11 protein-coding genes are annotated in these 13,778 nt (G+C 65.1%); 6 read left to right on the top strand and 5 right to left on the bottom strand.

The window, feature by feature from the left end; genetic code table 11:
- Nucleotides 1-23 precede the first annotated feature (23 nt).
- Nucleotides 24-1,463 (top strand): NAD(P)H-quinone dehydrogenase, encoded by a 1,440-nt coding sequence (locus FB466_RS08210; protein ID WP_141917510.1) that lies wholly within the window; start codon nt 24-26, stop codon nt 1,461-1,463.
- A 71-nt stretch (nt 1,464-1,534) separates the two neighbouring features.
- On the opposite strand, the gene FB466_RS08205 is transcribed toward FB466_RS08210, so the two are convergent.
- Nucleotides 1,535-3,304 carry an acetyl/propionyl/methylcrotonyl-CoA carboxylase subunit alpha gene (locus tag FB466_RS08205; protein WP_141917508.1) on the bottom strand — a complete coding sequence of 590 codons (1,770 nt, stop codon included), beginning with the start codon at nt 3,302-3,304 and terminating at the stop codon, nt 1,535-1,537.
- Nucleotides 3,305-3,434: 130 nt separating this feature from the next.
- On the bottom strand, nt 3,435-4,124 hold the full coding sequence (locus FB466_RS08200) for a Maf family protein (RefSeq protein WP_141917507.1): 690 nt from the start codon (nt 4,122-4,124) through the stop codon (nt 3,435-3,437).
- Nucleotides 4,125-4,133: 9 nt separating this feature from the next.
- Between FB466_RS08200 and FB466_RS08195 the strand changes: the two genes are divergently transcribed.
- From FB466_RS08195 to FB466_RS08180, 4 genes are all read left to right on the top strand, one after another.
- A complete protein-coding gene (locus FB466_RS08195; RefSeq protein WP_246054585.1) occupies nt 4,134-5,450 on the top strand; it encodes a class I SAM-dependent RNA methyltransferase in 1,317 nt (438 codons plus the stop codon).
- 112 nt (nt 5,451-5,562) lie between these two features.
- Complete coding sequence (locus FB466_RS08190) at nt 5,563-6,765, top strand: cobalamin-independent methionine synthase II family protein (RefSeq protein ID WP_141917505.1); 1,203 nt, start codon at nt 5,563-5,565, stop codon at nt 6,763-6,765.
- Nucleotides 6,766-6,981: 216 nt separating this feature from the next.
- Nucleotides 6,982-9,381: a glycosyl hydrolase family 28-related protein gene (locus FB466_RS08185; RefSeq protein WP_211344789.1), complete on the top strand. Its 2,400-nt coding sequence runs from the start codon at nt 6,982-6,984 to the stop codon at nt 9,379-9,381.
- A 99-nt stretch (nt 9,382-9,480) separates the two neighbouring features.
- Nucleotides 9,481-10,548, top strand: a complete 1,068-nt coding sequence (locus tag FB466_RS08180; protein WP_141917503.1) for a hypothetical protein — start codon at nt 9,481-9,483, stop codon at nt 10,546-10,548.
- A gap of 69 nt (nt 10,549-10,617) precedes the next feature.
- Here FB466_RS08180 and FB466_RS08175 read toward each other — a convergent pair whose 3' ends face one another.
- Nucleotides 10,618-11,256: a DUF4166 domain-containing protein gene (locus tag FB466_RS08175; RefSeq protein ID WP_170206076.1), complete on the bottom strand. Its 639-nt coding sequence runs from the start codon at nt 11,254-11,256 to the stop codon at nt 10,618-10,620.
- A gap of 124 nt (nt 11,257-11,380) precedes the next feature.
- Here FB466_RS08175 and FB466_RS08170 point away from each other — a divergent pair, with 124 nt between their 5' ends.
- Nucleotides 11,381-11,950, top strand: a complete 570-nt coding sequence (locus FB466_RS08170) for a YbaK/EbsC family protein (RefSeq protein WP_141917500.1) — start codon at nt 11,381-11,383, stop codon at nt 11,948-11,950.
- Here FB466_RS08170 and FB466_RS08165 read toward each other — a convergent pair.
- Complete coding sequence (locus FB466_RS08165) at nt 11,947-13,131, bottom strand: 5-(carboxyamino)imidazole ribonucleotide synthase (protein WP_281285169.1); 1,185 nt, start codon at nt 13,129-13,131, stop codon at nt 11,947-11,949. The two genes, FB466_RS08170 and FB466_RS08165, sit on opposite strands and share 4 nt — an antisense overlap.
- Nucleotides 13,132-13,160: 29 nt before the next feature.
- The gene (locus FB466_RS08160; protein ID WP_141917497.1) at nt 13,161-13,742 is read right to left on the bottom strand and encodes a PH domain-containing protein; all 582 of its coding nucleotides are present in this window, start codon (nt 13,740-13,742) and stop codon (nt 13,161-13,163) included.
- Nucleotides 13,743-13,778 lie beyond the last annotated feature (36 nt).

The raw sequence follows: 13,778 nt of genomic DNA, 5'->3' as shown, positions 1-13,778 counted from the left end.
GCTCGTTGGGGGAGAATAGGCCCATGGCGTATGAGTTTGAGCGGAAACATCGGGTTGCTGTTTTGGGTGGCGGCCCCGGCGGGTATGAGGCGGCGCTCACCGGCGCGCAGCTGGGGGCTGAGGTCACCCTGGTGGAGCGTGCGGGCGTCGGCGGTTCCGCCGTCATCACCGATGTGGTTCCCTCCAAGAGCCTGATCGCCACGGCCGAGGCCGCGATTGCGGTGCGGGAGTCGCACCAGCTGGGCGTGCAGTTCTATAGCAAGACGGATGGTGACAAGCCCGTCCGCCCCGAGGTGGCCGTCAACCTGGCCGCGGTGAACAAGCGGCTGCTCTCCCTCGCCCGCGAGCAATCCGAGGATATGCGCACCACCCTGGAGGAGGCCGGTGTGCGCATCGTCTCCGGTGAGGGGCGGCTCGACGGCCCCAACGCCCTGATCGTCTCGACCGCCCAGGGCGAGGAGGGCACCGATTTTGATCGTATTGAGGCCGACACGGTTGTCGTCTCGGTGGGCGCAAGCCCCCGGATGCTCGACTCGGCAATGCCGGATGGCGAGCGCATCCTCACCTGGACTCAGCTCTATAACCTTCGGGCCATTCCCGAACACCTCATTGTTGTCGGCTCCGGTGTGACCGGGGCCGAATTTGCGTCGGCCTACCGGGCTCTCGGGGCCAAGGTGACGCTCGTGTCGAGTCGAGACCAGGTGCTGCCCGGTGAGGACGCCGACGCAGCCGGTGTGATCGAGCGCGTTTTCAAGCGCAACGGTATGACGGTGCTCTCAAAATCCCGTGCTGATTCTGTGGAGCGCGTGGGAGAGAGCGTCGTTGTGACGCTCTCCGACGGCCGCACGGTTGAGGGTTCGCACTGCCTGATGGCGGTTGGCTCGATTCCCAATACGAGCGGAATTGGCCTGCGCGGTGCGGGTGTGCAGCTGACCGAGAGCGGGCATATCCGGGTCAATCGGGTGGCGCGCACGAGCATTCCGTCCATTTACGCGGCCGGAGACTGCACTAATTTCATGCCGCTCGCTTCCGTCGCCTCGATGCAGGGCCGTAACGCCCTCTTCCACGCGCTCGGTGATGCCGTGACTCCCATCCAGCTCCGTAATGTGGCCGCCAACATCTTCACCCAGCCCGAGATTGCCACGGTGGGCTGGACCCAGAAGCAGATCGAGGATGGCGAGGCAGACGGCGAAATCTACAAGCTACCGCTCAAGGTCAACCCGCGCGCCAAAATGATGGGGATCAAGGACGGGTTCGTGAAGCTCTTTGCCCGCCCCGGCTCGGGCACCGTGATTGGCGGCGTGATCGTGGCCCCCAAAGCGAGCGAGCTGATCTTCCCGCTCGCGCTCGCCGTGGAGCACCGCCTCACGGTGGACCAGGTGGCCCGCGCCTTCACCGTGTACCCGTCACTGACGGGGTCCATTTCGGATGCGGCCCGCGCCATGCACACCGTGAATCAGTAGTTCCCGCGCCCAGTAGATGCGGGAGGCCCCGCGCTCCGAGGAGTGCGGGGCCTCCCTGTGGGGCGCTGTCTCTATTCGCCGTCAACGATGTTGAGTAGGACGTGCCCGCTCGACACGGTGCTCCCGGCCATGGCGTTGAGGTTCGCGATCACACCGTCGCGGTGTGCGGTGAGCGGTTGCTCCATTTTCATGGCCTCCAAGACGACGACGAGATCGCCGGCTGTTACTCTCTGGCCCTCCGTTACCTCGGTCTTGACCACCGTGGCCTGCATCGGGGCTTTGACCGAGTCGCCCGTTGCGGTTGAGACGGAGGCTCCGCGGGTGCGTTTGGGGGCCGGGCCGCGGGTGAGGCCCTGGTCGGTGTCGGGCAGCAGCGAGGTGGGGAGGGTGACCTCCACGCGCCGACCAGCGACCTCGACCACCACGTTCTGTCGGGAGGGCGAAGCCGCCACCCGGCCGTGCGTCTGGCCAGACCACGGCTCGATGTCGTTCACGAACTCGTTCTCGATCCACAGCGTGTACACGCCAAAGGTGCCGTCGGCGGCGACAAACGCCGGGTCTCGCACGATCTTGCGGTGGAAGGGGAGCACGGTGGGTAACCCCGCGACCTCAAACTCGTCGAGGGCGCGGCGCGCGCGTTCCAGGGCCTGCTCGCGCGTGGCCCCCGTGACGATGATTTTGCCGAGTAGGGAGTCGAACGCCCCCGTGATCACATCGCCCTGGGTTACACCGCTATCGAGGCGGATGCCGGGGCCACCAAAGGTGCGGAACTGCGTGATCGGTCCGGGGCTGGGCAGGAAGCCCGTGCCCGGGTCCTCGCCGTTGATTCGGAACTCGAACGAGTGGCCGGTGGCAACCGGGTCGTCGTAGTCGAGTACGCCGCCCTCGGCGAGGCGGAACTGTTCGCGCACCAGGTCGATCCCCGTCACCTCCTCGGACACGGGGTGCTCCACCTGGAGCCGTGTGTTAACCTCCAGGAAGGAAACGGTGCCGTCCCGTGCCACGAGGAACTCGCAGGTGCCCGCCCCCACGTAGCCGACCTCCTTCAGAATGGCCTTGGATGCCCGGTAGAGCTCCGCGTTCTGTGCGTCACTGAGGAAGGGGGCCGGAGCCTCCTCGACGAGCTTCTGATGGCGGCGCTGGAGGGAACAATCGCGGGTGGAGATAACGACAACATTGCCGTGGGCATCCGCGAGGCACTGGGTCTCGACGTGGCGGGGCTTCTCCAGGTACTTCTCGACAAAGCACTCGCCGCGGCCAAACGCCGTGATGGCCTCGCGCGTGGCTGACTCAAACTGCTGGGCGACCTCATCGCGAGTGTAGGCGACCTTGAGGCCGCGCCCACCACCGCCAAACGCTGCCTTGATAGCGACGGGGAGTCCGTGCCGGTCAACGAATTCCAGCACCTCCTCGGCTCCCGAGACGGGGTTTAGGGTGCCCGGTGCGAGTGGGGCCCCCACCTTCTCGGCGACGTGTCGCGCCGAGACTTTGTCTCCCAGCTGCTCGATGGCCTCGGGGCTCGGGCCGATCCAGACCATTCCTGCGTTAATCACCGCCCGGGCGAAGTTGGCATTCTCGGCGAGAAAGCCGTATCCCGGGTGCACGGCGTCAGCGCCGGCCCGGCGGGCGACGCCCAAAATCTTGTCGATGACCAGGTAGGTCTCTGCGCTCGTGCTGCCACCGAGGGCATAGGCCTCGTCAGCGAGCGTGGCGTGCAGGGAATCCCTGTCCTGGTCGGCGTAGATCGCCACGGAGGCGATCCCGCTATCGGCGGCGGCACGGATGATACGGACGGCGATCTCGCCACGGTTGGCGATCAGAACCTTCGAAATACGCGGCATAATGCACTCAGCTTATTGGGTTATGGAGGCACAAAATTGGATATCGCACACAAAAAATATGTCTAAACGCATGTGAATTCTACAAAAGCCCCGTGGTGAGTGGGATATCGCCGGGTGTGGCTCGGTCACATCAGGGTGACGTCCAGAGGGAGGTCCACTCGTGGCCGAGTTCCCGCACCAACCGCCGGAGCGCGGGTAGTGACATCCCTACGACCGTGCTGGGGTCTCCCGAGATGCCGTCAACGAAAGGGGCACCCAGGCTGTCAATGGTGAAGGCCCCCGCCACCTGGAGGGGCTCGCCTGTGGCGATATAGGCGTCAATCTCGGCCGCCGTGATATCGGAGCTGAACGTCACCTCGGCTCGCGTCACCGCGCCGACGGCACCGCGCACCGTGCCCCCCGAGTGGTCGATCAGCCAGTGTCCCGAGTAGAGGGTGCCGGTGCGGCCGCGCTGAGCTAACCAGCGCTCGCGGGCGACGGCGGGCTCGTGTGGCTTGCCATAGATGATCTCGTCGAGCACAAACGCGGAGTCGCCGCCCAGTACCAGCCCGTCGATTGTTTCGCCGCTACGGGTCGAAACGGTCTTCGAGGTTACCACCGCCTCAGCCTTGGCCCGGGCGAGCAACTGAACGAGCTCGGCGGGGGTGAGGTCTCGTCCGAGTTCAGCCGTGTGGGTGGTGGCGGTAGCCTCCTCATCAACGTGTGACGGCAGGAGCGTGGGCTCAATACCGGCTGAGCGCAGCAGCATGAGGCGGGCGGGTGAGGTGGAGGCGAGGTAAAACCGCACGGAGGTCCCCTTCGGGCTGAACGAGTGTGACATGCTCTATTGGTGAACGCGACAATAAATACGGCAGCAGCATCCAGTATCGCGGTGGGTGACGAGATTGAACTCGACATCACCAACGTAGCCCACGGCGGGGTCTGTGTGTCCCGTTACGGGGGGCGCGTGGTGTTTGTCGCCGATACGATCCCCGGTGAGCGGGTGCTGGCCCGGGTGACCGAGGCGCGCAAGAAGAGCTTCGTGCGGGCATCGACCGTGCGCGTGATCACCGCCTCCGAGCACCGCCGTGAGCATGTCTGGGCCGCCGCGAGTCTTGACCGTGACCCGGCCGAGCGGGCTGGCGGTGCCGAGTTTGGCCATATCGACCTGGCCGAGCAGCGCCGTCTCCTCGCGAGCGTCATTACCGATTCGCTCCGGCGGATGGCGGGTATTGAGCGTGAGGTTGTGGTTGAGGCGGCCCCCGGCGACGACGAGTGCAACGGTCTGGGGTGGCGCACGCGGATCAGCCTGCACACGGATGCCGCCGGTCGCGTCGGCCCGTATGCTGCCCGCACCCACACCGTCGTTGAGGTTCCCGATTACCCGCTTGCGCATCACGAGGTGGCTATGCTCACCCTGGGCTTGCCCGGAACCGTGCGCGCCGGTCAGACCCTCGACGTGATCGCGCCGAGCGCCTCCCCGCCCTTTGTTGCCGTCTCGGAGGGGTCGCGCGGCCCGCAGCGGGGGGCAGCCCGCATCCGGGAGCGCGTGGGGTCGCGCGAATTCGAGCTGTCCAAGACGGGCTTCTGGCAGGTCCACCTGGCTGCCCCGGACGTGTTGACTGCCGCTGTGCAGGACGCCATTGACCCCGCACTTTTTGACCCCGCTGCCGACAATCTCGACCTGTACGGCGGGGTGGGTCTGCTTGCCGCGGCGGTGCTGGATCGGTTCCCCGGGAAAACCCGTATCACGACCGTTGAGTCCGATGTGCTCGCAACCGAGTGCGCCGCTGACAACCTGGCCGACAGCCCCGGCGCGTACGCCCAGACGGGCCGCGTTGACCGCTACCTCGCGAACTATCAGCGCGGGGCAACCCCGGCCGAACTTGCTCGGATGCGTGCGGCCACGATTATCCTTGACCCGCCCCGTTCTGGTGCCGGCGGTGAGGTGTGTGCCGCGCTGATTAGCCTGGCCCCCGCGCAGCTTGTTTACGTGGCGTGCGATCCGGTCGCGTTTGCTCGGGATGCCGCGACCCTCACCGCGGGCGGCTACACCCTTACCGGGATGCGCGCGTTTGACCTTTTTCCGCACACTCACCACGTGGAGATTGTTGCCACGCTTGTACGCAGTGACCTGCTGGGTTCTCGGAGCGTGTCGGCGGAGTAACCGTGTGTTGGCCGTCGGGTGCTGTGGCAGAATTGGGGCACGCAGTGCACCCCGCGAAGCCTCGCCCACCACTCGGTGACGCCTGCGACCGCCACCACACGAGAGGCCACAGATGCTGAACAGTGCAGACAACATCCAGGTTACCCATGCGGGTAGCCTGCCCCGAACCCCCGAGCTGATCGCCGCCAATGCGGCGAAAGAGTTGGGGAACGTCGAGAACTTCGACGCTCTGCTCACCGAGGCCGTTGTTGACCTCGTTGCCCGCCAGAAGAGCCTGGGAGTGACGGTTCCCGGCGATGGCGAGTACGGCAAATCAATGTCGAGCGCTGTGGACTACGGGGCTTGGTGGTCATACTCATTTGATCGGCTCGCGGGGCTGGAGATTGACGAGTCTTCCGCTTGGGTCACCGAGCGCACCCTCTCTGAACCCGGTAACGTGCAGCTGACAGGTTTCGGTTTTCGCCGTGACCGGGCCCTTTTTCCCGCGGCCTACAGCGACCCCGAGTCGGGCATCTTTGTGGGTAAGCCCAAGCTGTTTCCGAAGGTTGTGGGGCCGCTCAGCTACACGGGCCAGGCGGCGATCGCGAGCGACGTGAGAAATTTCCGCAAGGGGCTGGAGGCTTCCGGGTACACCGAGGGTTTCCTCACCTCGCTCTCGCCCGGCAGCGCCTCGCGCATTGGTAATGACCACTACGCTACCCAGGAGGAGTACATCTGGGCCTGCGCCGACGCGCTGCGCGAGGAGTACCTGGCGATCACGGGTGCCGGTCTGATTCTCCAGATTGACGACCCCTCCATCGCCGAGAACTTTGACCAGATTGAACCCGAGCCGAGTGTGGCCGACTATCAGGCTTTTACCCGCATCCGGGTGGAGGCGCTCAACTACGCGCTGCGCGGCATCCCCGAGGAGCAGGTGCGTTTCCACCTGTGCTGGGGCAGCTGGCACGGCCCGCACACGACCGATATTGAGATGAAAAATATCGTCGAGGTGATGCTGGAGATCAACGCCGGGGCCTACTCGTTCGAGGCCGCCAATGTGCGTCACGAGCATGAGTGGCGGGTGTGGGAGGAGGTGGCGCTGCCCGAGGGCAAGCTGATTCTGCCGGGTATCGTGAGCCACGCGACCAATGTGGTGGAGCATCCCGAACTTGTGGCGGACCGTATTGAACGTTTTGCGCGCGCTGTGGGCCGGGAGAATGTGCTGGCCTCAACCGACTGCGGCCTGGGCGGGCGTGTTCACCCGGATATCGCGCTCGCCAAGCTGCGTACCCTCGCCGAGGGGGCCGAGCTGGCCTCGCGGCGACTCTGGTCGTAACGAGCCGTGTCGTGTGGGGCGTATCCGTGAGGATGCGCCCCACACGTCGTTAACGGCCTTATCTTCAATAAAAGAAGAAATTCTCCATAGTGTTGAATAATATCAATACTATCGGTATGGTGGCCTGTGAGCCCGCACCATCGGTTTATTCAACCGGTTGCGTGTCCCGTCACCCGCGACGGATGCTCGCATTCACCATCACCAAAGGAAAATGTTATGGCCACACTCATTCACGAAGGAATCACCGCCCAGGGAGAGCCCACCTTCGGGCTGGTCTCCACCGATCACCCCGAGTTCTTCACCGTCCGCACCGGGCAGGACCCCGCCGCCCCGCGCATCCCGATCCTGATCGGTGCCGTCACGGCAACCCCCACGTCCGCCGCGCCCTCCCTCACCATGGAGGTCAGCCCTGCTCCGGTCCTCACCGGAGGGGTGTACACCCTGTTTATGGAGGTCCGGGCGACGGCTCCCCGAACGGGCGGCGAGGTGGCGCTCTCCGCAATTCCCTGCATTGGTGGCACTTTTGCGAGTGCCAGCGAGGTCCCGATTCCGCTGACCTCCGGGTGGACACAGGTTGCGGCGGCCATCGAGGTGGCGGCTCCCACGGGTCACAGCCTCACCGGCCTGACTCTCTACAACGCCCAGCTGGGCGACCAGGTTGAGGTGCGCTCCTTCACTCTCGTCCGCGGGGCGGTCACCACGGCTCCCGGGGTCGTGGTGGACCGAAGTGCCACGGAGACGGTCTCCGCGCGTCCCGTGCGTAATGTGCGTGACTTCGGTGCCGTCGGTGACGGGGTGGTTGATGACACCGCCGCGATTGCCCGTGCCCTCGCCGTGGGGACCGGCTTCGCCACCGTTTTCTTCCCCTCCGGCCGCTACCGAATCACCAGTCAGATCGTCTGGGACCTCTACCGGGTAGAACTGCATGGTCAGGGTGCGGAGGTCTATGCCGACTTCGCACCGACGAGGTTCGACGCCAACCCACCGGCCAAGGAATCCTACGCGGTGAGGGTGCTCTCGACGGCCCCCTTCCCCGGTGGCTCCCCGGCCATGAATATTCGAGGGCAGAGCGGGGGGATTAAATTTATGGGCAGAGGCAGGACGGTTAACGGTCTCTTGATTGAGGGTGCCGCCTCCTCCGTGATAGACGCGCACGGTAAATGGTCGGACGGTCAGCGCAAGAATGCCCACCACACCATCGCCCATATGGTGTTTGAGGGCTTCCACATTGCGCACACGATCGGTTCCTATACGTTCATGCTCGGTTTTCGCAACTGTGTGTTCCGCTACAACGACACCTGCGCGCATATGCCGCTGTTGAGCCCCACCCGCTCAATGCCCACGACCACAGTCCCCACCACCGACCGTGGGGAGCGCATCTACTATGACGCGTGCGACTTTACCAACAACTCCCGCACCTCGTGGGCGCTCCTGATCGAGTGCGACCAAGCCTACAAATTCTTTAACTGCTCCTTTGACTGGATTTCTCAGTTGCTGTGGGCGCATGACGGGGCTCAGGTTGATTTTGTGGGGTGCCATATGGAGACGCCGGCCGACCCGCCGCCCGCCTCCCCGGCGGATACGCCGCGGTCGCCGATGCTGCACGAGTACGAGATGTTCCCGAAGCAGGGGCAGTTTGTGAATAATGTGGATAAGCACCGGGTTCGCTGCTACCTCTACGCGGGTGGTACGGCATCCGTCCAGATCACCAACTCGCTGCTCACGATTAATTATTATGAGGCGGATCAGCGGGCCAACCCGATCCCGTACCTGTTCCAGATCGACCAGCTGGCTGTTGTAGCCGTGCACCAGTCCCAGATCAAGACCCCGTCGGTGATTGCCCTGTCCCAGGGTGGTGGGCACCTCTCGGTGAGTGACCCCGCCTTCTTCCCGGAGGACGAGTTTATTCCCATGGCGGGCCTGAACCCCACGCTCGATCAGCTCTGGGATGGAGGGCTACAGAAGGCCATCATTCGGGATGCCTGGTCCGGAGACAACGTGGCGGTCACCCACACCAACGCCGCGACCGGCGGACCCCCCGTGACCTGGGAGCCGCAATATACGGAGGCTACCGGTTTCGTCCAACTCAGTACCGGCAGTAATATGCTCACGGTCACGCAGAAAAAGGATGGTGCCTCCTCGTTGACCCTCACCGTCCCGGTGCGAACGCGGCTCCGGGTGTTTGGGATTAGCCTCCTGATGCGGGGCAAGCCAAACGGCCAGGGGAAGCTTCCCGTTATCCGAAACTTTCGGATGGAGTTCCTCGACGCGGGGGGTGCAATTCTCGGTACTCTGTACGACGAATCGGATCGGCATATCGTGGCCAAAACAAACGGTGCCTACGGAAAGCGCAACCCGATCGACCTCAAGCCCACCCCCATGTCGCTGCCCGTCGCGCAGCGCAACCACACGGCGTTTCCCGGTGAGATAGACGGACCGGATTGGATCCGCTACCAACTGGTGCGTGCGGTTGGACACCAGGGCCTCAATATGCCCTGGTACTCGGGATGGAATCCGGATCGGGTGACGCATGTGCGGATTGTCCTGCCCGTTCCTGCCGGGCTGGCTGGCGACACCTATTTTATTCGCCAGGCGTTTGTTAACGCTTTTGGATAGAACGCCACACCGTATCCGAAAATCGGTTTCTTCCCATTTTCCCCATCTTTTCCCCATATTTACCGGCGGTCTATACCCCGCCGCAGAAAGGTCATCCCCATGACAACATTTCCCGGTTTCCCCACAGCCCCGGGCCTGGTGGCCCTCACCGAGAGCCGCAACGGCCTCGCCGGGCTCATCGCCCGCAGTACCAGTGGCACCCTTCGTGCCGGGGTGCTGCCCCGCAACGAATCGAGCGTCCTGGTCACCCCGGGGGAGAGCGCCGTCGGTACCGACGGCAGCGTCACTACCGCTGTCTCCGTCGCCCCGTTTGAAGCGGTGCTCCCCCACGGGGGTGGTGCCATCGCCGTGGGCAACACCTCGGCTGTGCGAGTCCCGCTGGATCGCGCAGATGCCGCCCTTGCCCGCATCGACGTTATCTGGGTCCAGCCCGCGCCGAGCTCCTACCTACGCCACTTCTCCCTCCGGGGGGCACAGATCTCCCGCACCACCGGGACGCCCTCCGCTACCCCGGTGGCCCCGGAGATCCCGGATGGAGCTTTCGTGCTCGCCCAGGTGAGCGTTGCCCGGGCGGCAACCGCGATCACCGCGGCGAACATCACCGAGAAGTACACCTTTACCGCAACCGCCGGTGGCACCGTCGTGGTGCGCACCGGCACCGAGCTGGCCGCGTGGACCCCGCACAACGGGGCGACCGCCTACGCTCTGGACACGGGCACCTCCTACACCCGCCGCGGCGGTGAATGGCAGCCCGCGTCTTTCGGAGTCACACTGATGCAGCGCACCACAGCGGTGCTTTCGGCCCCGAAAGATGTGTGGGCCAGCATCTCGGCATCATCCGCGTGGACGGCCCTCTCAACCGCTCCGGATGTCACGTACGCGAACGGGTTCGTCTGCGCCAAGGCGGGCCTCTACCAGGTGGGGTACTCCGTTGTTCATAGCCTCACGCAATCAGCGTTCGGCGTGCTGGTCGGCGAGACGGCAGTGACCAATTTTCGGAACGTTCAGGCCGGCGCGACCTTTCCGGCGAACTTTCCACTCGGGACCGCCTCGACATACGTCCAGGTTCCGGCAGGAGGGGTCGTGCGTCTCTTCGCGGCGGGCATGGGCGCGGCCATGACCGTTGACCCGTCAGTGCCCAAGTGGTGGCTGCGCCGCGTGTCATAACTCGCGTGTGAGCCCTACCGGCGTCGCCAGTGTGGTCGGCCGTTCTGCGGTCGGCCACACTGGCGACGTTCACTCCGCCTCCTCGTACCGGTACGCAAACGACCCGCGGTACTCGATGATGGTGCCCAGCAGGGGATTGTTACCCCGCACACTCACCAGATGAAGACCCGTCTCGTCGTCCCAGCCGTCGAACCCCTCAACGTGCACGCCCAGCAGGCGGGGGAGAGGAACGCGCAGCCGCCCGAGCCGCAGGGCCGTCGCCACCGACACCATCCGCAGGGTACCCTCCGGTGTGACCTCGCAGCGCAGCGTTGCCTCGACACGGCCGCGAGCCCCCAGCCGGTCGAGGACTAGGCCAGGGCCGACCGCCTCAACGGAATCGGAAAATACGCCGGGTCCCGACGGGAAATAGTAGGTGCGGCGCGTGCGCAGGAGGGGGCGACCCGCGGTATCCCGGGCCGGTATATTTTCGACCCTAAACGGTACGCTGCTGCCCGAGGCGCTGAGGAAGAGCTCCGGCCCCAGCACCGGTCGTGAGAGCGCGGCGAGCCAGCGTGGCCGCGAGCTGGCCCACTCAAATACGCCCTCGCCGACGCCAATCTGCCCGCTCACCGATGGCCCGGAAAAGTAGCGACGGAGTTCAGGGCGGAGCCGGTCGAGGTCGTCACCGAGGGCCTCAGCGTAGGCGGAGAGAGGGTACAGGCTCATCGGTCCACCGTATATCGTGTCGGCTCGCGACGCGCCCGGGCAGCATCGAATGAGCTGGGCGAGAATGAATTGTGTCCACGCACCGTGTAACATCGCCATGCTGTATTCATGCGAAAGGATCCCAATGACTCACAACGACTCGACGGCTGCGCGCCCGGACGAATCGGGGAATTCCCAGGGGTCAACCGTGGATGCGGAGCATCCGGCCGTTGCCGCCGTGCGGGTGGCACTCGCCGCCCGCGGGCTCAAGCCCACTATCCACTGGCTGCCAGATGCCGCCCACACGGCCCCGCTCGCGGCCGAGGCCCTCGGCGTGCCCGTCGCCGCCATCGCGAACTCTCTCATCTTTGCCACCGACATCGGCGAGCCGGTGCTCGTGATGACCTCCGGCTGTCACCGTGTCGATACGGAGTTTCTCGGAGGATCGCTCGGGATCACCCTCCAGCGGGCCAACGCGGACCAGGTGCGCAGCGCCACCGGCCAGGCAATCGGTGGGGTCGCCCCGGTGGGCCACCCCGGGTCCGTGCGCACCATTGTTGACGTCTCGCTCGCTGAGTACCCCACGGTGTGGGCCGCGGCGGGCCACCCCCGGACGGTTTTTCCGCTGAGTTTTACCGAATTGGTGCACGTGACGGGCGGCCTCGTGATGCCGGTGGTGCCGCCCGGCTCCCGCGAGCGTCCGCCCGTCGGCTAGCGGTCGAAGAGGGAGGCCGCTGCGCGGGCCAGGTACGCTGTCTCGTCGAGGGTATCGCCCGTGACGGTTACATGACCCACCTTGCGGCCGGGGCGCGGTTGCTTGCCGTAGCTGTGTACCTTGGCTGAGGGGTACTGGCCCAGGACCTCGGGGTAGAGGTCCTCCATAGTTCCCGCGCTCGGTCCACCCAGTACGTTGATCATCACGGTGTAGGGGGAACGCAGGTCCGTCGCACCCAGTGGGAGATCCGAGACGGCCCGCAGGTGCTGCTCGAACTGGCTTGTGACGGAGCCCTCAATAGTCCAGTGTCCACTGTTGTGTGGGCGCATGGCCAACTCGTTGATGAGGATACGCTCATCCGTCGTCTCGAACATTTCGACGGCGAGCACGCCCGTGACGCCCAGGCCGTCGGCCACGCGCGTGGCGATCTCGGCGGCGGTCTCGGCGAGGCGGCCCTCCGAGCCGGGGGCTGGTGCGAGCACCTCGGCACACACACCGTTTTTCTGTACCGTCTCGACCACCGCCCAGGTGGCGCTCTCGCCGCTCGGACGGCGGGCAATCAGCTGGGCCAGTTCGCGGCGGAAATCTACCCTCTCCTCGACCAGAAGCTCACCGCCGTTGCCGTCCTCTGCCAGTGCGGCAAACCAATCGGAGGCCTCGGCCGCGTCTGTCACCATCCGCACACCCTTGCCGTCGTAGCCACCGCGTGCGGTCTTGAGCACACCGCGGCCGCCGTGGGCAGAGAGGAAATCGGCCAGCTGCTCCGGGCTGGATACCCGCGCCCATTCCGGCACGGGTAACCCCAGCTTGCTGAGCTTCTGGCGCATGAGGATTTTGTCCTGTGCGTAGAGCAGCGCCTCGGGGTGCGGGTGTACAGCGACACCACGGGCCATCAGGTTGCGCAGGATGGGCTGCGGTACATGCTCGTGGTCGAATGTGACCACATCGACGGTGTCGGCAAAGCTCGATACGGTATCGGCATCCCGGTAGTCGCCCACACGCACCGCCGCGAGCCTGGCTGATGACTCGTCTGTCTCGGCAAGCACCTGCAGGTCGAGCCCCAGAGCGACGGCGGGTGGGATCATCATCCGGGCCAGTTGGCCGCCGCCGATAACGCCGATGATGTCGGGCATTGTGTCCTCGCAGTCGTGGGTTGGTTGTGAGCGTGAATCGCTGGTGATCGTGCGCGGTTCAGACCCGGGTCAGAGTCCTATTCTGTCACTCCAGCGGGGGTCTGCGCCGGGGAGAGCGCCGAATCTACGGCGTAGGAGCGCTCCATCAATTCGTGCAGCATTGAGACGACCTGCTCGCTTCCCGGTACATCGCGCAGCGAGAGCGGATCCTCACTGCCAACCAGGAGGAGGACGGTGCCGGAGCCAAACATCCGTTGGGCCGCCGTTGCCCGCACACGCACCTCGCGGATGCGACCGATGGAGGCCTCCGAACGGGAGCGCACAAAAAAGCCGTGGCGGACCACGATGCGCTTGGTGGTGATCGTGTAGGTCCCCCCGAGCCAGGCGAAGTAGGGGAGCACGCACAGCAGAAAAATGACGATCCCGCCACCGGCGATCACGAGGCTCCGCTGCCAGGCCTCGGCGAGACTGAAACCGAAGTAGCCCACCAGCGGAGGAACGGCCAGCAGGACAAGTGTGTGAAAGGTGAGGATACGACCGTGGCGGCGGAGCCGGGCGATAATGACCTCGGGCCGGAGGTGGGCTGCGGTGGCTGGTTTCAGGGCGGTGCTCAGATCCTGAGATTTCTGGCGGGAATCGTTGCCAGAGAAGGAAGCCATAGAACCATTGTTACCGCAGAAAAGGGTTCGCGGGGC

Origin of the sequence: Klugiella xanthotipulae (assembly GCF_006716695.1) — a bacterium.
Taxonomy (GTDB): Bacteria; Actinomycetota; Actinomycetes; order Actinomycetales; family Microbacteriaceae; genus Klugiella; species Klugiella xanthotipulae.
This window is presented reverse-complemented; position numbering and strand designations above follow the sequence as displayed.